The sequence below is a fragment of the Devosia sp. P1_H9 genome, from assembly GCF_056405135.1.
Map to the genome: position 1 here is coordinate 574659 of NZ_JBFUCQ010000001.1, position 23485 is coordinate 598143.

A 23485-nucleotide genomic window follows, 5' to 3' on the forward strand; every position below is an offset into this window, starting at 1 on the left:
CGCCGTTTTGTATCTCGTCACTCCCCAAGACGGAGACGTGACGATGATTGCCCCAAGACTCCTTCTCATCCTGCGCGCCGGCCTCACGGTCGCGGCCATCGCAACCTCTGCGGCCACAGCGGCGCAGCAACCGCCGGCTGACCGCGAGGATGTGGTGCTCGCCTATTCCCAATGCATGCGCGACAACGGCTATGCCGAATTTCCCGACCCGACCGCCGACGGAAACATGCGGTTCCTGATCAACCCGGAAAGTGCACCGCGCTTCAAGGCCGCGGCGGCCGCCTGTCGCGATCTCGCTCCCGAAGGTCTTCGCGATCAAGGCATCACACCGGCGGATCTCGACGCTCTGCTGAAACTGTCCCAATGCGTGCGAGAGAACGGCCTGCCGGACTTCCCCGATCCGGACTCCGAAGGGCGGATCGACCCCAAAGGCGTCGGCGCCGGTCCGAACGATCCTCGGCTCAAGGCCGCGATGGAAGCTTGCCGCGACGCTGCCGGCGGCGCCCGGATCATGATCGGGGGATGATGCGCGCCCGTGCCATACTCACCGGCGGCGTGGTGGTTCTCGCCGCCGGTGCCGTCGCGGTCACCGGCCTCTTGTGGACGCAGCAGCCGCCACCATCTGCAGCACCCTCGGCAGTTCCGGCTGCGACGGCTGAAGTAATGCGCGGAACGCTCCTCGACACCAAGACCGTGACCGGCACCCTGGGCTATGGCGATCTAAGCTCGCTGCGGCCCAGTCTCGCCGGTGCCTCCGCCATGGTCACCTGGATCGCGCCCGTCGGCTCGATCATCGAGCGGGGCGAGCCGCTCTACGCGCTCGACGGCCAGCCCGCGATCCTCTTTTACGGCTCAGCGCCCCAGCATCGGACGCTCCGTTTCGACCCGGACACCCCGTCTCCGGTCTGGGTCGAACTTGAAGAGGGCAAGATGGCAGTCGAGGCGGCCGAGCTGACCCTCCGCCTCGAAGAAGCGCGGCTCGCCGACGCCGAGGCTCGTGCGGCAGACGTCGACGCACGGCTTCAAGACGCCCTCTCGTCCACCCCCGCCACGCCCGAGTTCATTCAGCTCGCCGGGGCCGTCAGCGCCGCGGAGGCCAAGCTCGCTCGCATCCGCGAACTTTCCGCCGCGGAGCTTGCACCCACCGCGGAAATCGCGACCGCCGAAGCCGAATTCGCCACCGCCCGCGCCAGCTTCGACGCCGCCATTCGCACGCTTCGCGGGGACCTCGCCACCGCCGGCCTCGATGCGATGACAGCCCGCGTGGCCATCGCCGAAGCCAAAGTGAAGCGCGACGATCTGCAAAGCGAACTTGCGGCGCTCGTCGCCCGTGCATCTGACAATGCCGACGTCGAGCAGCTTGCCGAAAATCTCGCAGCCCTGGGTTACGCGGGAGCGCTCCCCGAGCAGGTTCGCGCGTGGCAGAAGTCGGCCGGTCTTCCTGTCACCGGCATCGTGGACCCCGGCCAACTGGTCGTCGCCGAAGGTCCCGTGCACATCGCCGCGCACACCGCCGGCATCGGCGAGACACTGATCGAGTCCTCAGCGGACCGCGGCTCCCTCGTCACCTATTCCAGCACCGAGAAGCTGGTTGCCGTCCCGCTCGCGGTGGGTGACCAGGCGCTGGCTGCCGTCGGCCGGGCCGTCACCGTAACGTTGCCCGACGACACCGAGGTCGACGGCATTATCTCCGAGGTCGGGTCGGTGGTGACGGACGGTGCCATCGAGGTGACCATCGCGATCGCCGATCAGGCCGCGCTCGGCGGGCTCGAAGTTGCCTCTGTCGACGTCGAGTTCGTGAGCGACAGCCGCAACGATGTGCTCTCGGTGCCGATCGCAGCGCTCCTCGCGCGTCCGGAAGGCGGCTTTGCCATCGAACTGGTGACCGATAGAGCCAGCGCCCTCGTCCCCGTCGATACCGGGCTCTTTGCGGCCGGGAGGGTCGAGGTGACCGGAGAGGGCATCGCCGAAGGCATGCGGGTTGGAGTGCCCGGATGAAGGACCCCATCGTCTCGCTGCGCAATGTCTCGCGGGCATTCGCCGGCGGCGTCTTCGCCCTGCGCGATGTCAGCCTCGTGATCGGCCGCGGCGAGCTTGTCGCCATCGTCGGTCCCTCAGGCTCGGGCAAGTCGACGATGCTCAACATCATCGGCACGCTCGACCGTGCTAGCGCGGGCCAGGTCGAGATCGACGGGCTCGATGTGTCAGAGCACGGAGACGACGACCTGTCTGCATTGCGTGCGCGCCGCATCGGCTTCGTGTTCCAACACTTCCACCTGTCACCCGGCGTTTCGGCGCTCGACAATGTCGCGGACGGCCTCCTCTACACCGGCGTTGGGCTGAGCGAGCGTCGCGAGCGGGCAGAGGCGGCCTTGCGCCAGGTCGGCCTCGGTCATCGGCTCGACCATCGCCCCCACCAGCTGTCCGGAGGGGAAAAGCAGCGGACGGCAATCGCACGCGCGCTGGTGCGCCGCCCGATGCTGCTGCTTGCCGACGAGCCGACGGGCGCGCTCGACAGCGCCTCGGGTGACGGTGTGGTGCAGTTGCTGCTCGATCTGCACCGGGAGGGCACCGCCGTGGTCGTGATCACCCATGACCGCGAACTCGCGGCGCGCTTCGACCGGCAGGCATCGATTCATGACGGGCAATTGGTCGACGACCGAAGGCGGTGTGCGACGTGACCACTGTGGAGCCGGCAAAGCTGCTGGCCCCCGATGTCGTGCGGCTCGCAGTGTACGGGCTGCGGGCTCGACCGCTCCGGGTCGTGCTCTCGGCGCTTGGTATCGCAATCGGCATCGCAGCGATGATCGCGGTGGTCGGAATCTCCACCTCGAGCCGCGCCCAGTTGAACCAGCTGCTTTCGGAGCTTGGCACCAATCTCCTGAGCGCCGGCCCGGGCACCTCGATGTTCGGCGAAGCCGCGACGATGCCATCGGAGTCGATTGCGATGATCGGACGCATCGCTGAGGTCGAGGCCGTGAGCGCCATCGGTCAACTTGCGGATGCAAAGGTCTATCGGAGCGACCGCATCCCCGAGACGCAGTCAGGCGGGATGGCCGTGTTTGCCGCCCGCCTCAACCTGCTCGAGACGGTTGGCGCACGGATCGCCGGTGGTGCGTGGCTCAACGAGGCTACTGCAGAGTACCCGACCGTTGTCCTCGGGGCCCGCGCTGCCACGCGCCTCGGCATCGGCAACAATCTCATCGGCCAGCCGATCTGGCTCGGCGGCCGCTGGTTCACCGTGGTCGGGATCCTCGAGCCGGTGTCGCTCGTGCCGTCACTTGACCTTTGCGCGCTGATCGGCTGGCCGGCCGGTGAGCGTTACCTCGACTTCGAGGGCGACATTACCACCCTGTATGTTCGTACCGACCCTGCAGCAGTCGAGGCGGTACGCGATCTCCTCGCGAGCACCGCCAATCCCGAGCAGCCGAACGAAGTCGACGTGTCTCGCCCCTCCGATGCCCTGGCAGCAGAGGCCGCGGCGGACATCGCTTTCACCGGCCTTCTCCTCGGCCTCGGCGCGGTGGCGCTGCTCGTCGGCGGCATTGGCGTCGCCAATACGATGGTGATCTCCGTGCTCGAGCGGCGCGCCGAGATTGGCCTCCGGCGCTCGCAGGGGGCAACGCGGGGTCACATCCGCATCCAGTTCTTCGGCGAGGCGCTGCTGCTGGCGCTGCTCGGCGGCGGCAGCGGCATCGTGATCGGCTGGCTGGTGACGGTTGGCTATGCGCAGCTACAAGGCTGGCCAGTCGACATCCCCCTCTGGGTCGCCGCCGGCGGCATCGGCGCAACGCTGCTCATCGGCGGCATCGCCGGCCTCTACCCCGCCATCCGAGCCGCCCGCCTTGCCCCGACCGAGGCGCTGAGCGCGGGTTAGCACCAGAGCGGACGTTGAGGCCAAGCCATCGAGCTCTCACGTTCCCGAACTCACCCCATCCATCTCGATTACTCCCTTGATCAGCCCTTGCTTCTGCGTTGCCCAGGTCGGGATGTTGCGGGCTGCGTCTGCGAGCGTCGTCCGATGGGTGATCAACCGCTCGACCGGTATCCGACCGTTCCGAATGGCATGCATGACCCGCTCGAAATCCTCCGACGTGGCGTTGCGGCTGCCCAGGAGAGACATTTCCTTGCGGTGAAAGTCGGGGTCGGCAAACGTGATGGTCTCCCGGACTACGCTGACCAGCACGTAGGTCCCGCCATGGGCGACGAAGTCGAAGCCCTTTTGCATCGAGGCCGCGTTCCCGGTGGCGTCGAAGACAAGGTCGTAGCCTTCCCCGGCGGTCAGCGATGCCGCTGCCTCGAGTGCCCCCTCCCCTCCCTGGAGCGGTGATGCGCCGGCGATCTCCCGTGCTACTGCCAGCCGTGAAGGATCGAGGTCCATGACTGTGACAGCGACACCCGAGATTGCCGCGAACAGGCTGAGACCGAGGCCGATCGGACCAGCCCCAATCACCAATCCACGCTGACCGGCCTTCGCTCCCGAACGACGGACGGCATGTGCGCCGATGGCCAGGAACTCGACCGCCGCACAGGCATCGATGCTCAACCCTTCGGTAGCAATCAGGTTAGCCGCCGGCAGCGATAGCAGCGACGCCATTCCGCCGTCCCGGTGGACGCCAAGCACCGAGATGCGCACGCAGCAATTGGGCTTGCCAGCTCGGCAGGCGACACAGATGCCGCACGAAAGGTATGGATTGACGACGCAGACTTGGCCGGCGCGAAAACCCGACCCCGGCGGCGCCTCCAGCACCTCGACCGCGAGTTCGTGTCCCATGACCCGCGGATACTCCAGAAACGGGTGCTTGCCTTCGTAGATGTGATAGTCCGTGCCGCAAATGCCGACCCTGAGCGGTCGAACCAGCACGTCCCCCTCGCCGCGCGGCGGCGCCGGCCGGCTCTCGAGCTCCAGCACTCCGGGTTCGCGACAGACCAGCGCCTGCATATCAACTGCTTCCGTTTGTAGAAAATCGGCTGGAACAGCGAGGGTCGGAACTGGGGAGAACCAGGTTCCGACCCTCGCCGCGGGTCACTGGAACTGGGCCATGTTGTCCTTGGTTACCAGTGCCGCACCCGAGTCGATGAGGGATGGGACCTCACCGCCGCGGATAGCCTCGACGAGGGCATCGACGCCGAGTTCGGCCATCTTGGTCGGGAACTGCGCGACCGTCGCGTCCTCGATATCCGCCGTCAGGGCTTCCGCCTCTCCGCAGCAGAAATCAAAGCCCACCAGCACGATCGCATCGCTTGCGATGCCGGCGTTCTTGATTGCCTGCGCGGCTCCCGCGGCTGGAGGGCCGCAGGCAGCATAGATCGCCTTCAGATCCGGATTGGCGGTCAGCAGATCCTGGGCGACGTTGATCCCCAGCTCTTCCGTGCAGTTGGTGCCGCCACGCCCGACGATATTGACCTCGACGCCCTTGAGGCCCTCGAGCATGCCGTTGACGCGATCGTCCAGGGCCGGGACGCCGGGAACACCCTCGAGGATACCGAGCGTGTCGCCGTTCTTGAGCACCGTCTTCAGGTATTGGCCGGCGATGACGCCCGCGGCGTAGTTGTCGGTGGTAGCAAGCGACGTGCGGCCCTTCCAGTCCGGGATGTTGTTGTCCATCAGAACAATCTTCACGCCCTGGGCGATGGCCTTGTCGAGCGCCGGTGCCACCGTGGGATCGACTGGGGTCAGGGCGATGCCCTGCACGCCCTGCGTCACCATCGACTCGATCTGGGCGATCTGGCCCTCGATGTCGGTGGCCGATGTTCCTTGGCCGTAGATGATCTCGACGCCTGGATTGGCCTCGGCGTAGGCCTTGGCTGCATTCTCCATGGTGGCGAAGAACGGCACCGGGAACTTGGTGATGAACCCGATCTTCACGTTATCCGCCGCTGCGACCGGTCCGCAGGTCGCGGCAGCGATCGCCAATCCCCCCAGTAGTAGTTTGAGCTTCATTGGTCTTCCTCCCTTCGGACCGCCTCGGTTGAAGCGCTCCCTCCACTCGATCCCCTCGGATCGATCCCCTAGGCCTCGGCTCCGACGATGAGTGAGACCAGTTCGTGCTGATTGGCTTTGCTGGGCTTGAGCTCCCCGACCTTGCGCCCCTGCCGCAGCACGACGGCGCGGTCGGCAAGCTCGATGACATGTTCCATGTTGTGGGTGATGAGGATCACGGCGTTACCCTCGTCGCGGAGTTGCGCGATCAGGTCGAGAACCTTGCGCGCTTCCCTGAGGCCGAGCGCGGCGGTCGGCTCGTCGAGGATCACGACCTTGCGGGCGAACACCGTCGCCCTTGCCACCGCGATCGCTTGGCGCTGGCCACCGGACATGAGCGCTACCGGCGCGTCGAACCTCGGCAGCCGCACCTTGAGCCGGTCGATCACCGACGCCGCCTGGCGATCCATCTCCCGCGTGCTCAGGAGCCTCAGGCCGCGCGGCAGCCAGCTCGGGAACGACAGTTCCCGTCCGCAGTAGAAGTTCTGGGCCGGGGTCAGGTTGTCGAACAGCGCGAGGTCCTGGTAGACGGTCTCGATGCCCGCCCGGCGGGCCGCCGCCGGGTTGCGGATCGCGGTCGGCTCGCCATCGAGCAGGATCGCGCCCCCATCAAGCGCGTGCACACCGCTGATGCATTTCACCAAGGTGGACTTGCCCGCCCCGTTGTCGCCGAGGAGCGCCAGCACTTCGCCGCGGTAGGCCTCGATGCTCACGCTCTTGAGTGCGTGCACGGCGCCGAAGCGTTTCTCGGCATGGTTCACGGAAAGAACCGGCGAGGCGGACGTGGCGGCGCTCATGACGCCCTCCCCGACTGCATGACGCGCACCCGCGCTTCCAGGTGATTGCGCAGCACGTCCGCCTCGACCGCCACCACGATGATCGCCCCGATTGCGATCATCTGGAAGAACACGTCGACATTGAGCAGGTTGAGGGCGTTGCGGATGACGCCGATCATCACCGCGCCGACAAGGGCGTGACCAATATGGCCGCGTCCTCCGAGAAAACTTGCGCCTCCAATGATCACTGCGGCGATGGTGTCGAGCTCGAGCAGGTTGCCGTAAAGCGGCGAGCCCGCCTCGGTACGGCCGGCAAGAACTATGGCGCCGATACCCGCGCATATACCCGAGATGACATAGACAGAGACGAGCACCCATTTGACCGGGATGCCCATCTGCACGGCCGCTTCGGGCTTGCCGCCCACCGCGTAGATCCAGCGCCCCCAGACCATGGCCCGGGCTATGAAGAGTGCGGCAGCAGCGACGCCGAGGACCACAAAGAAGGAATTGGGGATGCCCAGGGTCGAGCCGCCGCCGATCGCCGCGATCGCCGCCGGCATGCCGCGCATGGTGGTGTGGCCGATCGCCAGTTCCAGCGCGAGGCCACGCGCGATGCTCAGCGTCGCCAGGGTAATGATGAAGGGATGGGGCAGCCGGCCGAAGACATAGACGAGCCCATTCACGGCCCCCACGAGCGCCCCGCTCAGAAGCATCGCCGCCATGACCAAGGGCGCAGAGTCGGCAACTCGGAAAGCGAGCCCGCCGATCACCGTTGCCAGCGCGAGGTTGGCGCCCACCGAAAGATCGATACCGCGTGTGAGGACGACGAGATGCTGCCCGATGGCGACGATCGCGATTACGGCGGTCTGGGCAACGATGTTCCCAATGTTCACCGGCTTCAGGAAGTTGGGGGTCGCCAAGCTGATGACAACCACGAGAACCGCAAGAATAAGCACCGGGCCAAAACCCAGCAGCTTCAGCGCGATGGCGAGAGCTGAACCTTCAGCCGCCGACCGGGCACGTACCTCAGCCCTATCTGCGCGCGGTCCCTCTTCCACGAGCACAGTCCCCTCCCGTATGTTCATTATGTACAAAAAACTTCCATTTACAGAAATCGTCAAATTGTTTTTTATAGGTTGCAGAACAACTGCAGGGGACTGAACGTGAAGACCGATACTCTGTTCAAGCGCACGTTCAACGACGCCCTGGTGTTGATGGCCGAGCTGAGGGAAGGCGATCCCGTCCCTTCGGAGCCGGTGCTGGCCGCCAGGCTTGGGGTCAGCCGTACAACGGTGCGCAAGGTCCTCGCCGCGCTGGGCGATCAGGGGATGGTGCGCGGCACTGGACGACTACGCTTCGTCCGCAGGGTGGGACGCCAGGCCTCCCCGTTTCCCGAGGCTGAAACTGTTCCCACCTCCGTCCAGGTCGAAAAGCAGTTCATGGAATGGATGGTACGCGGCGATGCGAGGCCCGGATCGTTGATCAACGAGCTCGAGCTGGCGCGGCAGTTCGGCGTCGCCACCACGGTCATCCGGGAGTTCCTGAACAGCTTTCAGCGCTTCGGCCTGATCGAGCGGCGGCCGAGCGGCGGTTGGGTTCTGCAGGGGTTCACCGGCGGCTTTGCGCTGGAGTTGTTCGAGATACGAGAAATGTTCGAGCTGCGTTCGGCAAAAGCCTTCGCCGGGCTACCGGAGGCCTCGCCGCTTTGGCGCGAGCTGCGGCAGCTGCGTGAGGAGCATGTTGCGCTGCTTGGAGAAATCGACACCCGCTTCCACGACTTCTCCAGTCTCGACAGCCGGTTCCATCGCCTGGTCAACGCGGCCCTTCCCAACCGCTTCATCGATGGGTTCTACGACATCATCACGCTGATCTTTCACTACCACTATCAGTGGAACAAGAAGGACGAGCGCGAGCGCAACGAGGTCGCCATCCGCGAGCACCTCAACTACATTGACGCGCTGCTGAGCCGGTCGCGCGCGACCATTGTCTCCGCCTGCCGCACCCACATGACCTCAGCCAAACAGACCTTGATCCGTTCGACCTCCGACGCGGCGACGGCCTAGTGCTGGCGGCCAGCGGGCTGGAATTGCCCGCTAGACGGAGAAGTCAGCCCTTCACGGCCCCACCGGTCAGGCCCGAGATGACGTAGCGCTGCGCCAGCAGGAAGAAGGCGATTGCCGGCATGATGGACAGCGTGAGGAAAGCGAGGATGCGCGGCCAATCCGAGCCGAATTGGCCCTGGAACTGCATGATGCCGAGCGGCCAGGTGTACTTGTCCTCGGAGTTGAGGACGATCAGCGGCAGAAGGAAGCTGTTCCAGCTGCTCACGAAATTGAAGACGCTCACCGTTGCGATGATCGGCAGGCACAGCGGCAGCGTGACGTACCAGTAGATGCGGATATAGCCGCAATTGTCCATGCGAGCCGCGTCGATCAGCTCCTTGGGCAGTTCCTTGAAGAAGTTATGGAAGAGCAGCACGGCAAAGGAGACGCTGAAAGCCACCTGCACCGTGATGATGCCCCAATGGCTGTCGAGCATCCCCAGGTCGCGCATCTTGATGAACAGCGGCAGGATGCCGGTCGCCGACGGAAAGAGCAGGCCCAGCATCAGATAGCCCATGACGAACTTGCGGCCGAAGAACTTGATGTGGGCCAGCGCGAAGGCTGTCATCGAAGCCACGAGCGTTGAGAGCACCACCGTGCCGGCTGCGATCAGGAACGAGTTCCACAGCGACGAGAAGTAGCGCGGACCACCGAGAATCTCGACGAAGCGCACCGTATCCCAGCTCGCCGGCAGGCCGAACGGGTTTACCCGGAGCTCGCCGATCTCTTTGAAGCCGCCTAGCGCGGTGGTGTAGAACGGCACGATTACGAAGGCCACGACGACCAGCAGCGAGATCCACTGGACCGCGGAGATGACGGGGCGGCGTTTCCGGTTTGCGGCGGCCATCAGTTCTGCTCCACCTTGAAGAGAATGCGACGATAGGCGAGCGCCACGGCCACGCAGGCGATGAAGAGCAGCACGCTCACCGCGCCCCCGAACCCGAGCTTCATGCGCAGGATGCCGAACTGGTAGAGGAACGTCACGATGGTGTGGCTGGAGTGCGATGGGCCGCCGTTCGACAGCGGAATGATCAGGTCGAACAGCTGCAGCGCACCGGTAACGGCGAAGAACACCGAGATGACGATGGCCGAGCGGATCATCGGGATCTTGATGTGCCGCACGATCTGCCAGCGCTTGACGCCGTCCAGCCGCGCCGCCTCGATGACCTCGGACGGAATGGACTGGAGCCCGGCGATATAGATCATCATGTGGAAGCCGAAGTACTTCCAGGTGATCACCAGCATGATGGCCGGGATGACCCAGGTCTTGTCGCCGAGCACGAACGGCATCTCGACGCCAATGGCGTTGCCGATGGCCGGCAGCAGGCCGTAATTGCCGTCGTAAACGAACTTCCAGATGAGCCCCGCGGCGACTTCGGCCAGCATGAAGGGCAGGAAGAACAGCGTGCGCATCACGTTGATGCTGACGGCGCGCTCCGCCAGCGCAATAGCACACCACATGGCGAGCGGCAGTTGGACCAGCAGGGAAACGGCCACGACGATCAGGCTGTTGCGGACCGCGGTGCCGAAGTTCCGGTGCTTGAGCACGTCGACGTAGTTATCGAAACCGACGAAGTCGGTGATCGGGCCGTAGCCGTTCCAGTCGAAGAACGAGAAGGTCGCCGCGTCCACCATCGGCAGCACGACGAACAGCGTGAAGAGGATGAGCGCCGGCGGCAGGAACAATAGCAGCGGCACGAGGCTCTTGCGTTCCATGTAGCGACGGCGACGTTGCACTACGGGCAGGGTCGAGGTCGCCGCGTCGGCTATGCTGGTCACTGGATGATCCTCCCTCGAAGTCCGCCTTGTAGTCCAAGGCGAGGAGACAAAGGCCGGCGGCGCATTCGATCTGAAGCTCGCGCGGGCGAGCCGGAAACCGGCGGGCGGCGTTGGCCGCCCGCCGCAAAGGCCTGCCGCCTAGAGCGACTCGTCCACGGCTTCCTTGATCAGCTCAGCCGCTTCCTGGGCGCTGATCGAGTTGCCGGCGAGCTCGGCCGAGACGTCGTTCACCACACCGCCCACGTTCGGGCCCAGGGCCTGATCGAAGAACAGGGCATGCCAGTGGGCGCTGCCGATGTCTTTGGCGATCTGCACCTTGAACGGGTTGGTCATGCCATCGGCCGCGCCCTTGGCGATCGGGATGTAGTAGGCGGCTTCGGCGTATTTCTTCTGCACTTCGGCAGAGTTGAAGTACTCCACCCACTTCACCGCGGCGTCCGAGGCGTTCTTTGAGAAGAGGATGCCGCCCAGGCCGCCAAGCGTGTCGGTGGGATCACCCTTGCCGCCTTCGATGGTCGGGAAAGGCAGGATGCCGAGCTGGTCGTCCGGAATGCCCTGCTTGTTCGCCGAGTTGTCCTTCATGGCGCCGTAGTCCCAGTCACCCATCAGGTGCATCGCGGCCTTGCCGTCACCAAACAGGCCCGAGGCGTCGCCATAGCTGGCGGCCAGGAACCCCTGCTGCCAGGGGTCGAGCTGGGCCAACTGCAGGAAGTACTCGCCCGCCTTGACGAAATCCTCGCCGGCGAAGCCGTCGCCCTCACCACGGGCAGCTGCCTCGAAGCCGCCTTTGCCGGCCAGCCGCACGACGAGCTTGGACCACCAGAAGTGGGCCGGCCACTTGTCCTTGGCGCCGACGGCAATCGGAGTGATGCCGGCATCCTTGAACTTCTGCACCCCGGCGAGGAAACCCTCCCAGGTCTGCATGCTGGCGGGATCGACGCCGGCCTGCGCGAACAGGGGCTTGTTGTACCAGAGTACGACCTCGCTCACATCGCGCGCGACGCCGTAAATGTGGCCATCGGGCGCGGTGAAAGCGGAAACACCGGCCTGGCCCTGATTGTCCTTGGCCTCCTGGGACAGCACGTCCTCGACCGGGCGCAGGAAGCCGGCCTTGGCCTGCTCGTAGAACACGCCGCCGCCCCACGAGTGGAACACGTCGGGCGCATCGGCCGACTGCAACAGTGTGGTCAGCTTGGCCTTGAACGCTTCGTTCTCGAGGAACGGGAGCTCGACCTTGATGTCCGGATTGGCAGCCATGAAGTCGGCTGCGATCTGGTTCATCAGCTCCACCTCGGCCGGGATGGATGTGATGTGCAAGTGTTTGACGACGGTCTGGGCCTGAGCTGGCAAAATGGCGGCCATAGCCAGCATCGCGGCAAGCGCAATACGCTTCATGGTTTCTCCTCCTGTCCTCGCGGCGGCCCTGCCCTCATCGGTCTTTGCGAGCCGCAGAAGTGAGGCGTTCCCGCCATCACCACTTGCTACTTTCTACGCATCCCTTATTAAAGGCGCAAGAGGAACGTACCTCAGAAATGAGCGGGCGCGGTGAATGCGGCAGCTAACTGATTGAGATAATTTGGAAACACGGCATGTCTGGACGCCTCTCCGCCAGCAAATCGTGCATTTCGCCAGACATTTTGATATGGTATGCGCACTAATTCACTTTCGCCGTTGGAGAGTCACCTGGTCGTCAAAATCGCAGACCCGCTGCTGATGCGTGAGATCAACAAGTACCATGTGCTGGAGACCATCCGGTGCCATGGACAGATTTCGCGCGTCGAGATCTCCGAACGCACGCTGCTTAGCGGCACCACGGTGTCGGCGATCACCGGCGCACTGATCGAAGAAGGCTTGATCGACGCCATCCACACCCAACCGCACAACGAGGCGCAGCGAGGCCGGCCGCGCGTGCTGCTCGGCCTCGTGCCTGATGCTGCCTATGTTCTCGGTATCAAGATTTCGGAGAGCGTCACCACCGTAACGCTGGTCGACTTCCGCGGTGAGCTCGTTGCCTCGTCGCAGCTGCCGATCCGAATGGCCCGCCAGCCGGCGGACGTGATCACTGACATCATCGAGGATGCGCTCACCGACTGCGTCAACAAGTCGGGCATCGATCGCAGCCGCATCAAGGGCATCGGCATCGGCGTGCCGGGACTGGTCGATCCGCGCTCGGGCAAGAGCTACTCGAGTTCGGTTTTCGGCGAGCGTGAAATTCCCATTGGGTCGCTGCTCAGCGAGCGCACCGGATTGCCGGTGAAGCTTGAAAAGCCAGCAAATCTGCTGGCGCTGGCCGAAAGCTGGTTCGGCTATGCGCAAGCCGAACGAACCTTCGCAGTCATCTCGCTCGACCAGACGGCGAGCCTGGGCCTGTGGATCGAATCCGATCTGCACCGCGGCGCCAGCACGCTCGGCCCGACGTTTGGTCATATCAAGGTGGGCGGCGCTGGCCAGCCCTGCGAATGCGGTCAGGTCGACTGCCTGAACGCCTATGTGAGCGATGCCGCCATGCGGCGAGAGGCGGCTGCGCGACTCGGCGAAGGTTTCCTCGATAGACCGCTGGCGCGGACGGACATCATGGGGGCGCTGGCCGAGGCGAGCGATGCCGGCGTCGAGGCGGCACAGGCGGTGATCGACGCACAGGGTGCACGGCTCGGCCTCGGAATTTCCTACGTCGTCAACCTCATTAACCCCGAGAAGATCATCGTCGCGTTCGCGTCCTCGCGTTATGGCGAACTCGTTGCGCCGGCGCTCGAGACAGCCGTCGCGGCCAATAGCTTCCGTGCGCATCTCGCCACGACGCAGCTCATCTTTCACACGCTCGACGACCAGCTTTGGGCGCGCGGCGCTGCCGCCCTCATGCTGCGGGACATCTATAGCGCCCCATGGACATCTGCCTATCAGGAGGAAAGAAAATGACGAAGTCTGCGCTGATCGTGTGGGGAGGATGGGATGGGCACACGCCTGAGCAGAGTTCGCGCCTCGTTGGCTCGATGCTTGAATCACATGGCTTTGCCGTCGACATAGAACCCACCACCGAGGCTTTTGCCGACGAGTCCCTCAGCCAGTACGACCTGATCGTTCCGGCCATCACCATGTCGCGGATCGAGCGCGAGGAACTCACCAACCTCCTCGCTGCGGTACGCAGCGGCACCGGCCTCGCTGGCTTCCATGGCCTCATGTGCGACAGCTTCCGCAACGAGCCCGACTATCAGTTCATGACCGGCGGACAGTGGGTGGCGCACCCGGGCAACATCATCGACTACGTCGTAAACGTTGCGAAGTCAGACGACCCGATCATGACCGGCGTCGGCGATTTCCCCTACCGCTCGGAGCAGTACTACATGCACTTCGACCCGAGCGTCGAAGTGCTCGCCACCACCACGTTCTCCGGCGAGCATTTCGACGAGATCGATGGTGTGGTGATGCCAGTGGTCTGGAAGCGCCGCTACGGCAAAGGCCGCGTCTTCTATTCGTCGCTGGGCCATGTGGCGGACGAATTCCAGGTCCCGCAGATGCGGACGATCTTCGAGCGCGGGGCCCTCTGGGCCGCGCGCTGAACCACGCTAACCATCGCAAGGAGGAGACGATGGCTGAACTTCAGCTGCGGAGCATCAACAAGAGCTTCGGCGCAGTACAGGTGATTCACGATGTCAGTCTCGACATCGGCAACGGCGAGTTCGTCGTCTTCGTCGGCCCATCAGGCTGCGGGAAATCCACGCTGTTGCGCACCATCTCCGGACTCGAGGAACCGACTGCCGGACAGGTCCTGATCGGCGGCGAAGACGTCACCGACTACGATCCTTCCGAGCGCGGCGTCGCCATGGTCTTCCAGTCGTACGCGCTCTACCCGCACATGACGGTCGAGGAGAATCTCGGCTTCGGGTTGCGCATGGGAGGCACGCCCAAGGATCAGGTCTCGACGCGGGTAAATGAAGCCGCCCGCGTCCTTGAACTGACCGAGCTTCTCGAGCGCAAACCGCGCCAGCTCTCGGGCGGCCAGCGCCAGCGCGTCGCCATCGGCCGCGCCATCGTCCGGCAGCCAAAGGCCTTCCTCTTCGACGAGCCGCTCAGCAACCTCGACGCAGAGCTCCGGGTGCAGATGCGCATCGAGATCGCCAAACTGCACCAGCAGCTCGGCGCCACCATGGTCTATGTGACCCACGACCAGGTCGAGGCCATGACCCTGGCGGATCGGATCGTCGTGCTGCGCGCCGGCCGGGTGGAACAGCAGGGCAGCCCGATCGAGCTCTATGACAACCCCGACAACACCTTCGTGGCCGGTTTTATCGGATCGCCGCGTATGAACTTCCTAGATGGGACCATAGCGGCCATCGACGGGCAGGAGCTGACCGTCTCGCTAACCGCGTTCGATGCCCCTGCCCTCAAGGTAAGGCGACGTGGCGGCGGTGGTGCGGTGGGCGACGCGATCAGCGTCGGCATTCGGCCTGAGCATTTCGCCGACGTTAGTCTCGGCGGGCCGACGCTGACGGCCAAGGCTCAGGTGGTCGAGCAGTTGGGCGGCGTCTCCTACGTCTATGCCGCGGGTAAGGACGACCAGACCAAGGTAACGATCCAGCAAAAGGGCCACTCCCGCATCAGCAGCGGTGCCCTGATTGAGGTGGGCATCGAACCCGGCGCGGCAATGGCCTTCGACAAGGCAGGGTTGCGGCTGTAGCCACCTGAATAGTCGCAGGGCCGAGCATCTCGCCCGGCCCTGCATCTTGATCGCTTAGAGACCGCCACCACCGTGCAGCTTTCGGACCTTCTCCGCAGCGTCCTTTGCGGCCGCCTCGACGGTCATGGTGCCGGTGAGAGCATTTTGCATCATGTCCGGAACAATGATGTTCATGATCTCAGGCGCCTCCGGCAGGGCCGGGAACGGGATGCCGTTGGGCAGCATCGATGTGGTGACGTCGAGGAACTTGATGGTGTCGAGGCGTTCCTTCATCCACTGCGTCTTGAAGCCGTTGACGTTGCCGGGGTTTGACCCCGCCCAGGCAAGCTTCAGCGACCATTCGGGACTGGTCCACATGCAGATCAACGCCTTGGCCGCAGGCTCATCGACCTTGCCGCCCTCGACGTATTGGGATTTGACGATGTGGATGTTGGAACCGCCGAACACCACGGCGCGCTTGCCATCGGGGCCGGTGGGGATCAGGCCGTAGCGCATGTTGTCGAGCACGGTCTGGGCCACCGCCACGTCGCTGCCGGTCGCTTTGCCGGCGAGTTCGACCATCTTGGCGTACTCGGACGGGTGCGAGATCATCATCCCGAGCTGGCCGGAGATGAACGGCGCTTGGTTTTCACCCTGGGTGTTGGTGAGCGCCGAAACGGGCACCGACTTGTCCTTGACGTACATGTCATAGGAGGCCTGCAGCGAGCGGATGGAGGCCGGGCTGTCGAGGCGGACTTCGCCGTAGGTCGGGTTGGGGTCGGCTTCGTCGAAGACGCCGCCGCCATAGCCCCAGAGCTGCGGCATGTAGCGATAGGGCGTGTTGCCGGCGTTCTGCTTGGCGACGAGACCGTAGCCGGCGATGCCGAGCTTGTCGTGGATCTGCTTGGAATAGGCGACGACGTCGTCCCACGTGGCGGGCGGGTTCTCCGGATCCAGGCCCGCGCGCTTGAAGATGTCGGCGTTCCAGATGAACGCCATCGTCTCGTTGTTGGTGGGAATGCCGTAGACCTTGCCGTCCCAGGTTACCGCCTTCATCGCGCCGGGCCAGAAGTCTTCTGGCTTGTAGCCCACGTCTTCGGGCTTCAGCTCTTCGAGATAGCCCTTGGACGCAAACTCGGTGCCGCCCAGGATCTGCAGGCGGATCGCCATTGGAGCGGAATTGCCGAGGAGCGCGGTGCGGAACTTGTCGAGCAGCTCGTTATAGGTGATGCCCTGCTCGGTGAGCTCAATGTTGGGGTATGTGGCGCGGAACGCCGCGAAGAAATCGCGGTAGTTGTCGCGCATGATCTGCGGATCGGCTTCGAAGATGCCCTGGTACCAGAAGGTCAGCTTGCCCTTGTAGTCGGTCGGAGTGACCGAGTTGCAGTGACCAACGGTATCGAACGTCTCGGTGCCTGCGATCGATCGCACGTATTCCGGCGACCATTTGCTGATGTCGATGCCCCCGGCGAAGGCCGTCGAGGTAAGGCTTGCCGCCAGGCCAGCCGCTGCCACGCCGTGCGCAAGCGCGCGGCCAATTCCGTGTTCTGACATGAATTTCCTCCTCCACCCGCGGCCTGCGCCCCTCGCGCAGATCGAGAATGACTGTCCGGCAACCTGCCGGCTACGCAATTAACGCCTCGTTTTTGGGACAGGCAACAAGGATTTTGCAAAATTTCATCCATCTCTCTAGAAATTTGGCGAGAAACCGGCAAAGCTGCGCCGCTACCGAACGCACGGATCGACATTGATGAGAGAGTTCAAGGCCCGCCCCCCCGTTGGCATCGACCCGACCGGCGTGTCGGAAGAAGGGGCTCTGGTCTACGGACTGATCCGCGATGACATCATCTCCGGCCGCCTGGAAGCCAACTCGCGGCTGGTGGTGGCGGAGCTGTCGGAACGGCACAAATCACCGGCAAATGCGGTGCGAGAGGCGCTGCAGCTGCTGCGCTCGCAAGGCTTCGTGCTGATCGTCCACAACAAGAGCGCGCGCGTCCGCCCGATCGACCAGGACTTCGTGCGGGACGTCTACGAGATCGGCGTGCTGATCGAGCCCTCGATGGTTCGATGGTTCGTGGATATGGCCACCCCGGCCGATATCGCGGAACTGGAACGCATCCAGCACCTCATCGAGGCCAACAACTTCGCCGACCCGATCCTGCACAGCGAGCTCGATACGCAGTTTCATACGGTCATGTATGAGCGCCACTACAACCACCTCGCGGCCGAGCTTTGGTGGAAGCACCGCGAGGTACTGCGCGCCTTGGGACGGCGCTACAGCTTCACCCTTTCCCGCCGCGCCCAGGTGATCCGCGATCACCGCGAACTCATCAGGCTGGTCAAGGAAGGCGACGCCGCGAGAGCTGCGGACTTGATCGCCCTGCATGTGGATGGCGCGGGCCGACATGTTCTCGAGCAGATGCGGGCGGCCACCTCGGCGCGCGCCGGCTGAAGCCAATTCTTCGCATGCGAGGGGCATGCACAAGGTTTTTGAGGGAACGATAATGAAGATCACGGGCGTCCAGCCCTGGCTGGTCAAGGCCACCACCTCGTATTGGGGCGAGTACCTGTTCGTCGAAGTCACGACCGATGAGGGCATTTCCGGCTGGGGCGAGATCACCTCGACCACCAAGATCGCCAACCGGGCACTCTGCGCCATCCTCCGGCAGATCGGTGGCCAGATCGCCGGCGAGGACCCCAGCAAGATCGAGCGGCTGTGGCACAAGCTGTTCCGCAGCTTCACCTACATGGGCAGCCGCGGCGCCGCCTGCGAATGCGTGAGCGCCATCGACATCGCGCTCTGGGACATCCGGGGCAAGGTGCTCGGACTGCCGGTCTACGAACTGCTGGGCGGCGCGGTGCGCGACGAGATCTCGCTCTACACCCACCCCGACCAGAGCAAGTTCACCTCCGACGAAGCCGTAGTGGCCGAGATCACTGACATCGTGAAGTCGGGCCACAAAGCGTTGAAGTTCGACCCATACCCTCACCAGCGTGGGGGCAACGAGCAGCGCGACGGCTATCTCGACGGCATGATGACCCGCGCCGACGAGCGCAAGGCCGCCGACCTCACCGCGCTGATCCGCAAGACCGCCGGGCCCGAGATCGAGATCCTGATCGATGCGCATGGCCGCTTCGACGTGCCGACCGCGATCCGGCTCTGCCGCTCGCTCGAGGAAGCCGGCCAGATCGACTGGTTCGAGGAGCCGGTGCCACCTGAGAGCTATGGGGCGCTGCAGCAGGTGCGCGAGAAGGTGAACGCGGCGATCTCGGTGGGCGAGCGGGCCCATACCAAGTGGGACTTCGTAGCGATCCTCGAAAACAAGCTCGCCGACTACATCATGCCCGACGTCACCTGGACCGGTGGCATCACCGAGATGAAGAAGATCGCGACGCTGGCGGAGGCCTTCTACGTCCCGATCTCGCCGCACGACGCCGGTGGCCCGATCAATGTGCTGGCCGGCGCGCACGTGATGATGACGGTCCCGAACTTCTACCGGCTCGAGACCTCGCGCTGGGATCTGTCCGGATACAACGAGCTCATGCACACCCGGCTCGATAACTCGAACGGCGCCCTCAAGCTGCCGCGCGTGCCCGGGCTCGGTATCGAACTCGACCGGGACTATCTCGAAGCGAACAAGATCGAGCTGGCCTGACAGCCGGACCAACAAGCTTCGCACGGCACTTCGGTGTGAGGCGAGCCAAGCAAGCATCGACCGGGATCGATGCAGCGTCCTGGGGAGGGACCGATATGAAGATCACCGGCATCGAGACCGTCGTCGTCAACGCCGTGCACCGCAACTGGATCTTCGTCAAAGTGCTGACCGACCAGCCGGGCCTCTGGGGCTGGGGCGAAGCGACCCTGGAGTGGAAGACCCGGGCGGTGAAAGGCACGATCGAAGACCTGTCACCGTTTCTCATCGGCCAGGATCCGATGCGGATAGAGCATCTGGTCAACACCATGACGCGCTTCAGCTTCTGGCCGCTGGGCTCGATCGGCCTCACCGCCGTCTCGGGCATCGAGCACGCGCTGTGGGACATCAAGGGCAAGGCGCTGGGTGTGCCCGTGTGGCAGTTGCTCGGCGGCAGGGTGCGGGACAGCGTCCGCGTCTATACCCACCTCAAGCGCGGCGACTCCACGGCGCGCGTCCCGAACACCGATATCAGCCGCTTCTGCGACGCGGTGCAGGAGACGGTGGAGATGGGCTACAACGCCATCAAGCTCGGCTTCGTCCCCTACACCGGCTATGACGCCCCCCTCCCCGCTGTCAGGCATGTCGAAAAGCTCGCCGCCGCGGTACGTGAACGGGTTGGCGACGGCGTTGAAATCATGACCGACTTCCATGGCCGGCCGGACTCGCTGGATGCGGCGATCGCCTACATCAAGGCGATCGAGCCGATCAAGCCGCTGTTCTGCGAGGAAGTGATCCAGCCGGACGACACCGCCGGGATGGCCGACATCGCGCGCCGCGTCGACTGCCCACTGGCGACCGGCGAACGGCTATTCACGCCACGGGAGTTCGCCGAGGTCGCCCAGACCCGCGCGGTCGCCTACATTCAGCCGGACCTCGCGCACTGTATGGGTTTCACCGGCGGCCGCAAGGTCGCGGCCATTGCCGAGGCAGCGCATATGGGCGTCTGCCCGCACAACCCGATGGGCCCGGTGGCCGGCGCCGTAGCCCTGCAGTTCGACGCCGCTACGACCAATTTCGTCATCCAGGAGGAGGCGGTCGGCATCGTGCCGTGGTTCGAGGAAATCTGCTCGACCTACCCGCTGAACCTCGTCGATGGCGCATGGGCCATACCGGAAGGACCGGGCCTCGGCATCGAAATCGACGAGAAGGCCGCCGCGCGCCACCCGTTTGCGCAGGAGATCATACCCGCTGCCGAATCCGTCCTCGCGGATGGCCGCATCGCCAATTGGTGAGTTGGCGCTGACAGGCATGCAAGGACTGGGCACCGCCACTCCCTGCATACCTGCGCTCCACATTGCCGGCCAGAAGCCCCCACCCGGGCTAACGGTACCTCACCTGGTTCCAGCGATGACCGAGTAGCGAGAGGATGATGATCAGCCCGTAGAAGAACTGCACGTAGAAGCCCGACAATCCGGCGCCGACCACTCCTGACTGGATGAACGACACCGTGAAACTGCCGATGGCGCTGCCGATGATCGTGCCGATGCCACCCCATGGCGCCGTGCCGCCGACGAACACCGAGGCCAGTGCAGGGAGCAGATACCCGTCGCCGGAAGTCGGCCACCAGGTGTAGTTGATCATCACGGCGGCGACGCCAGCCAAGGCCGCGCCAAGGCCGACGAACGCGAAGGTCTTCAGCCGCACCAGCTTGATGTTGATGCCCATCTGCTGCGCCGCGTCAGGGTTGTCGCCAACCATGTGCACATGCACGCCGAAGCGGTGCCTGTTGTAGATGAGCGAGCAGATCCCCACGAACAGCAGGGCCCAGAGCACCTGCACGGGAGTGCCGAAGAACTGGCCGCCGAAGATCTGGAAGGTCAGCGTCTTGGGCAGGCCCACCAGGGCGATCGACTTGCCCTCTGTGTTGATCTGGATCAGCCCCCGCAGCATGAAATTCATGCCCAGTGTGGCGATGAGCGACGAGAGGTTGCAATAGACGACGAGCCAGCCAACGCAGAGCCCAAGCACGAGGCCCGTCAGCACGGCGGCAATGATACCGAGAAACGGATCGTACCCCGCCTGCACCACGAGCGCAAAAACCCAACCGGCCATGCCGATGGTCGCCGGAAACGAGAGGTCGATTTCGCCCACGGTCACCACGTAGACCAGTGGCACGACGACGAAGAGGACGACGGGCAGGCCGATGAGAACGGCGCGGTACATGTTCCACTGCGAGAACACTTCCGGATTGCCCACGAAGAAGCAGGCAAGCATGACCACCAGCACGACGAACGAACCGATGGCTGGCCGGTGGTCGATCAGGAAGCGGCGAACTCTGGAGCGGTCGGCGTGCTTGCCCTCGGCAACGCGACGGACCTTGTCCGCATCGAGGGCTTTGGCCAGCGAATGACCGTCACGGTTGGCTGTATCAGTCATACTGTCCCTCCTGTGGACTCAACGCCGGCGCCACCCGGATGGGCAAGCTCTTCCATGAAGCGGACAAGGGCTTCCGCCGAGCCGAGTTCGGCCTTGGTGGCCTGCAGCGCCACGCGTCCACGATCGAGCACGACGAAGCGATCGGAAATGTCGAACACGTGGTGGATGTTGTGGCCGATGAACAGGATCGAGCGGCCCGCTGCCCGGGCCTGCCGGACGAAATGGAAAACCTTGGCCGTCTCGGTGAGCGAGAGCGCCGTCGTCGGCTCGTCCAGGATGATCAGGTCGCTTTGGTTGTACATTGCCCGGGCGATGGCCACGCCCTGGCGCTCGCCACCGGACAACTGGCCGACAATGGAACTCGGGCCGAAGACCTTCGAGGTGAAGCCGATCTCGCGCATCAGGCGCTCGGCCTCTTCGCGCTGCTTGCGGACCTTGAGAAAGCCAAGCGGGCCCACCAGTTCGCGGCCCATGAAGACGTTCCAGATGATGGTCTGCTGCACGGCCAGCGCGCGGTCCTGGAACACCGTCTCGATGCCCGCCTCGCGCGAGCGTGCCGCGTTCCAGTTCGAAACCGGCTCGCCGCGCACGAGGATCTCGCCCGTCGTCGGTCGAACCGCGCCTGCAAGGATCTTGATGAGAGTGGACTTGCCCGCGCCATTGTCGCCGACGAGGCCGACGACCTCGCCCTGGTCCACGTGAAGGTCAACTCCGCCAAGGGCGTAGACCTGCCCATAGGACTTCTTGATGTCCTTGAGCTCGATAATGCGATTTTGCACGATGCCCTCGCTGCAAATGATGGGCCGGGGCCCGGCCGGAACCGGACCCCGCCGCCGGGAGCCCTTAGCGAAGACCTTCCTTGGCCAGGTCCGCAACAGCTCCGTAATTGTCGGGGGTCACGAAGCCGGCACCGGTATCCACATTGATCGAGCCGAGGCCGTAGACGACCTGCTGGCAGAGCGACAGGATCGGCATGTAGCCCTGCAGGAAGGGCTGCTGGTCCGAGGTCAACTGCACCCAGCCGTCCTTGAACGCCTCGACGATCTGCGGGCTGGTGTCGAAGCCGATGTTGATGACGTCGCCGGCATTCTTGCCTGCCGCCTGCATGTAGGTGGCGGCGTTACCGAGCGGCTGGCCACCCGGATAGGCGATGATCTTCACATCGGGGTTGGCCGTGACAGCCGCCGTGATTACTGGAATGCCCACGTTTGGATCTGTGCCCAGGCCTTCCGGACTTTGCAGCTTCACGACCTTCAACCCAGCGGCCTCGAATGCCTCGAGTGTTCCGAGTTCGCGTTCGGCGCGTTCGATCTGCGACCAGTCGCTCATCACGATAGCAACATCGCCGGCCTTGAGACCGAAACGGCGGATGGCTTCCTCGCCCAGGGCCTTGCCCTGTGGCTTCTGCTGGGCCCCGACATAGCCGCCGCCGAACTTTGCAGTGACCTCGTCGACCGGCACGTTCTGGTACATCATCTTGATCCCCGCGGCGGAGGCTTCTTCGGCCAGCGGCATGATCGCGGCATTGCCCGGGTGGCCCATCATGGCGATGCCGTTCGGGGCAGCGCCGATGGCCTCACGAAGCTGCTGGATCATCTTCTCCGAGCTCCAGCCCGAGAACACGTAGTCGACCTGAGCGCCTGTATCCTTAGCCGCCTGGACGGCGCCGTTGTAGACGATCGATGCAAACGCATCGCCCTCGGCACCACCCGCAAAGAACCGGATCTTGACGTCGCTGCACCAGTTGTCGCGCAGCGTTTCCGCCATGGCGACACTCGTCAGGCTGGCGATGGTGACCGTTGCAAAGGCTGCTGCGGTCAGTGTCTTCAGAACAATCCTAGTCATAGTCACGTCCTCCCTTTCGTGCTGTGCACGGTTTTGCGTGCCGGCTCCCCCGCCGGCACCACTCATCAGCTGGCGCGTCGTAGCGAGGGGTCTCCACCCTCGTAGTTCGCCGCCAGATTCACGTAGTCGCCGCCGCGGCTATGCTTGAGATAGTTGAGCGCCCGGACCTGTCCGGTCATTTCAAGCGCGTCGCGATAGACCGGGTCGTGCCAGCCTTCGATGTCGATCGAGCCGGTCCATCCGGCGAGCCGCAGCTCGGAGATGATGTCGGTCCA

General features: G+C 64.4%; 22 protein-coding genes and 1 pseudogene. 11 read left to right on the forward strand and 12 right to left on the reverse strand.

The window, feature by feature from the left end:
* The first annotated feature begins 37 nt into the window (after window positions 1-37).
* Genes AC1DYL_RS02920 through AC1DYL_RS02935 form a run of 4 tightly spaced genes read left to right on the forward strand, consistent with a single transcriptional unit; the run spans window position 38 to window position 3877 of the window.
* Window positions 38-526, forward strand: a complete 489-nt coding sequence (locus AC1DYL_RS02920) for a hypothetical protein (RefSeq protein WP_477172003.1) — start codon at window positions 38-40, stop codon at window positions 524-526.
* A complete protein-coding gene (locus AC1DYL_RS02925) occupies window positions 523-1998 on the forward strand; it encodes a peptidoglycan-binding protein (protein WP_477172004.1) in 1476 nt (491 codons plus the stop codon). The genes AC1DYL_RS02920 and AC1DYL_RS02925 overlap by 4 nt, the downstream gene beginning before the upstream one ends.
* Window positions 1995-2681: an ABC transporter ATP-binding protein gene (locus AC1DYL_RS02930; protein WP_477172005.1), complete on the forward strand. Its 687-nt coding sequence runs from the start codon at window positions 1995-1997 to the stop codon at window positions 2679-2681. Before AC1DYL_RS02925 ends, AC1DYL_RS02930 begins: the two co-directional genes overlap by 4 nt.
* Window positions 2678-3877 (forward strand): ABC transporter permease, encoded by a 1200-nt coding sequence (locus AC1DYL_RS02935; protein WP_477172006.1) that lies wholly within the window; start codon window positions 2678-2680, stop codon window positions 3875-3877. The genes AC1DYL_RS02930 and AC1DYL_RS02935 overlap by 4 nt, the downstream gene beginning before the upstream one ends.
* 36 nt (window positions 3878-3913) lie before the next feature.
* On the opposite strand, the gene AC1DYL_RS02940 is transcribed toward AC1DYL_RS02935, so the two are convergent.
* From AC1DYL_RS02940 to AC1DYL_RS02955, 4 genes are all read right to left on the reverse strand, one after another.
* Complete coding sequence (locus AC1DYL_RS02940) at window positions 3914-4942, reverse strand: zinc-binding alcohol dehydrogenase family protein (protein ID WP_477172007.1); 1029 nt, start codon at window positions 4940-4942, stop codon at window positions 3914-3916.
* Window positions 4943-5026: 84 nt separating this feature from the next.
* On the reverse strand, window positions 5027-5944 hold the full coding sequence (locus AC1DYL_RS02945; protein WP_477172008.1) for a sugar ABC transporter substrate-binding protein: 918 nt from the start codon (window positions 5942-5944) through the stop codon (window positions 5027-5029).
* Window positions 5945-6012: 68 nt separating this feature from the next.
* Window positions 6013-6780 (reverse strand): ATP-binding cassette domain-containing protein, encoded by a 768-nt coding sequence (locus AC1DYL_RS02950; RefSeq protein WP_477148525.1) that lies wholly within the window; start codon window positions 6778-6780, stop codon window positions 6013-6015.
* Window positions 6777-7880, reverse strand: a complete 1104-nt coding sequence (locus AC1DYL_RS02955; protein ID WP_477172009.1) for an ABC transporter permease — start codon at window positions 7878-7880, stop codon at window positions 6777-6779. Before AC1DYL_RS02955 ends, AC1DYL_RS02950 begins: the two co-directional genes overlap by 4 nt.
* Before the next feature lie 42 nt (window positions 7881-7922).
* Here AC1DYL_RS02955 and AC1DYL_RS02960 point away from each other — a divergent pair, with 42 nt between their 5' ends.
* Window positions 7923-8822: a GntR family transcriptional regulator gene (locus AC1DYL_RS02960; protein ID WP_477156392.1), complete on the forward strand. Its 900-nt coding sequence runs from the start codon at window positions 7923-7925 to the stop codon at window positions 8820-8822.
* Between the two features lie 43 nt (window positions 8823-8865).
* Here AC1DYL_RS02960 and AC1DYL_RS02965 read toward each other — a convergent pair whose 3' ends face one another.
* The 3 genes from AC1DYL_RS02965 to AC1DYL_RS02975 form a co-directional block, all read right to left on the reverse strand.
* Entirely contained in the window at window positions 8866-9708 is an 843-nt protein-coding gene (locus tag AC1DYL_RS02965) for a carbohydrate ABC transporter permease (protein WP_477172010.1), read from the reverse strand.
* A complete protein-coding gene (locus AC1DYL_RS02970) occupies window positions 9708-10577 on the reverse strand; it encodes a carbohydrate ABC transporter permease (protein WP_477172031.1) in 870 nt (289 codons plus the stop codon). Before AC1DYL_RS02970 ends, AC1DYL_RS02965 begins: the two co-directional genes overlap by 1 nt.
* A gap of 201 nt (window positions 10578-10778) precedes the next feature.
* The gene (locus AC1DYL_RS02975; protein WP_477172011.1) at window positions 10779-12035 is read right to left on the reverse strand and encodes an extracellular solute-binding protein; all 1257 of its coding nucleotides are present in this window, start codon (window positions 12033-12035) and stop codon (window positions 10779-10781) included.
* A gap of 318 nt (window positions 12036-12353) precedes the next feature.
* On the opposite strand from AC1DYL_RS02975, the gene AC1DYL_RS02980 reads away from it, so the two are divergent.
* The 3 genes from AC1DYL_RS02980 to AC1DYL_RS02990 are packed head-to-tail and all read left to right on the forward strand — an operon-like array spanning window position 12354 to window position 15315.
* A complete protein-coding gene (locus AC1DYL_RS02980; protein ID WP_477172012.1) occupies window positions 12354-13556 on the forward strand; it encodes an ROK family transcriptional regulator in 1203 nt (400 codons plus the stop codon).
* On the forward strand, window positions 13553-14197 hold the full coding sequence (locus AC1DYL_RS02985; RefSeq protein ID WP_477148519.1) for a ThuA domain-containing protein: 645 nt from the start codon (window positions 13553-13555) through the stop codon (window positions 14195-14197). The genes AC1DYL_RS02980 and AC1DYL_RS02985 overlap by 4 nt, the downstream gene beginning before the upstream one ends.
* 29 nt (window positions 14198-14226) lie before the next feature.
* The gene (locus AC1DYL_RS02990) at window positions 14227-15315 is read left to right on the forward strand and encodes an ABC transporter ATP-binding protein (protein WP_477148518.1); all 1089 of its coding nucleotides are present in this window, start codon (window positions 14227-14229) and stop codon (window positions 15313-15315) included.
* 54 nt (window positions 15316-15369) lie between these two features.
* On the opposite strand, the gene AC1DYL_RS02995 is transcribed toward AC1DYL_RS02990, so the two are convergent.
* A complete protein-coding gene (locus AC1DYL_RS02995) occupies window positions 15370-16848 on the reverse strand; it encodes an ABC transporter substrate-binding protein (protein ID WP_477172013.1) in 1479 nt (492 codons plus the stop codon).
* A gap of 196 nt (window positions 16849-17044) precedes the next feature.
* Between AC1DYL_RS02995 and AC1DYL_RS03000 the strand changes: the two genes are divergently transcribed.
* From AC1DYL_RS03000 to dgoD, 3 genes are all read left to right on the forward strand, one after another.
* Window positions 17045-17746 carry a GntR family transcriptional regulator gene (locus tag AC1DYL_RS03000; protein WP_477148516.1) on the forward strand — a complete coding sequence of 234 codons (702 nt, stop codon included), beginning with the start codon at window positions 17045-17047 and terminating at the stop codon, window positions 17744-17746.
* A gap of 52 nt (window positions 17747-17798) precedes the next feature.
* On the forward strand, window positions 17799-18950 hold the full coding sequence (locus tag AC1DYL_RS03005; RefSeq protein WP_477172014.1) for a mandelate racemase/muconate lactonizing enzyme family protein: 1152 nt from the start codon (window positions 17799-17801) through the stop codon (window positions 18948-18950).
* 95 nt (window positions 18951-19045) lie between these two features.
* The gene (dgoD, locus tag AC1DYL_RS03010; RefSeq protein WP_477172015.1) at window positions 19046-20221 is read left to right on the forward strand and encodes a galactonate dehydratase; all 1176 of its coding nucleotides are present in this window, start codon (window positions 19046-19048) and stop codon (window positions 20219-20221) included.
* 88 nt (window positions 20222-20309) lie between these two features.
* Here the strand turns inward: dgoD and AC1DYL_RS03015 are convergent, their stop codons facing one another.
* The 4 genes and pseudogenes from AC1DYL_RS03015 to AC1DYL_RS03030 all read right to left on the reverse strand — a co-directional run.
* On the reverse strand, window positions 20310-21365 hold the full coding sequence (locus AC1DYL_RS03015) for an ABC transporter permease (protein ID WP_477172016.1): 1056 nt from the start codon (window positions 21363-21365) through the stop codon (window positions 20310-20312).
* Complete coding sequence (locus AC1DYL_RS03020; RefSeq protein ID WP_477148512.1) at window positions 21362-22144, reverse strand: ATP-binding cassette domain-containing protein; 783 nt, start codon at window positions 22142-22144, stop codon at window positions 21362-21364. The genes AC1DYL_RS03015 and AC1DYL_RS03020 overlap by 4 nt, the downstream gene beginning before the upstream one ends.
* Before the next feature lie 64 nt (window positions 22145-22208).
* Complete coding sequence (locus AC1DYL_RS03025; RefSeq protein ID WP_477172017.1) at window positions 22209-23210, reverse strand: substrate-binding domain-containing protein; 1002 nt, start codon at window positions 23208-23210, stop codon at window positions 22209-22211.
* A 65-nt stretch (window positions 23211-23275) separates the two neighbouring features.
* Window positions 23276-23485 (reverse strand): annotated as a pseudogene (locus AC1DYL_RS03030) (sugar phosphate isomerase/epimerase); the annotation flags it as partial.

Bases quoted from the DNA above. Each gene is read 5' to 3' on its own strand.
- AC1DYL_RS02930 (WP_477172005.1), top strand. From the start codon at position 1,995: ATGAAGGACCCCATCGTCTCGCTGCGCAATGTCTCGCGGGCATTCGCC.
- AC1DYL_RS02945 (WP_477172008.1), bottom strand. From the start codon at position 5,944: ATGAAGCTCAAACTACTACTGGGGGGATTGGCGATCGCTGCCGCGACC.
- AC1DYL_RS02925 (WP_477172004.1), top strand. From the start codon at position 523: ATGATGCGCGCCCGTGCCATACTCACCGGCGGCGTGGTGGTTCTCGCC.
- AC1DYL_RS03025 (WP_477172017.1), bottom strand. From the start codon at position 23,210: ATGACTAGGATTGTTCTGAAGACACTGACCGCAGCAGCCTTTGCAACG.
- dgoD (WP_477172015.1), top strand. From the start codon at position 19,046: ATGAAGATCACCGGCATCGAGACCGTCGTCGTCAACGCCGTGCACCGC.
- AC1DYL_RS02980 (WP_477172012.1), top strand. From the start codon at position 12,354: ATGCGTGAGATCAACAAGTACCATGTGCTGGAGACCATCCGGTGCCAT.
- AC1DYL_RS03015 (WP_477172016.1), bottom strand. From the start codon at position 21,365: ATGACTGATACAGCCAACCGTGACGGTCATTCGCTGGCCAAAGCCCTC.
- AC1DYL_RS02940 (WP_477172007.1), bottom strand. From the start codon at position 4,942: ATGCAGGCGCTGGTCTGTCGCGAACCCGGAGTGCTGGAGCTCGAGAGC.
- AC1DYL_RS02990 (WP_477148518.1), top strand. From the start codon at position 14,227: ATGGCTGAACTTCAGCTGCGGAGCATCAACAAGAGCTTCGGCGCAGTA.
- AC1DYL_RS02970 (WP_477172031.1), bottom strand. From the start codon at position 10,577: ATGGAACGCAAGAGCCTCGTGCCGCTGCTATTGTTCCTGCCGCCGGCG.
- AC1DYL_RS02965 (WP_477172010.1), bottom strand. From the start codon at position 9,708: ATGGCCGCCGCAAACCGGAAACGCCGCCCCGTCATCTCCGCGGTCCAG.
- AC1DYL_RS02985 (WP_477148519.1), top strand. From the start codon at position 13,553: ATGACGAAGTCTGCGCTGATCGTGTGGGGAGGATGGGATGGGCACACG.
- AC1DYL_RS02995 (WP_477172013.1), bottom strand. From the start codon at position 16,848: ATGTCAGAACACGGAATTGGCCGCGCGCTTGCGCACGGCGTGGCAGCG.
- AC1DYL_RS03000 (WP_477148516.1), top strand. From the start codon at position 17,045: ATGAGAGAGTTCAAGGCCCGCCCCCCCGTTGGCATCGACCCGACCGGC.
- AC1DYL_RS03005 (WP_477172014.1), top strand. From the start codon at position 17,799: ATGAAGATCACGGGCGTCCAGCCCTGGCTGGTCAAGGCCACCACCTCG.
- AC1DYL_RS02975 (WP_477172011.1), bottom strand. From the start codon at position 12,035: ATGAAGCGTATTGCGCTTGCCGCGATGCTGGCTATGGCCGCCATTTTG.
- AC1DYL_RS02950 (WP_477148525.1), bottom strand. From the start codon at position 6,780: ATGAGCGCCGCCACGTCCGCCTCGCCGGTTCTTTCCGTGAACCATGCC.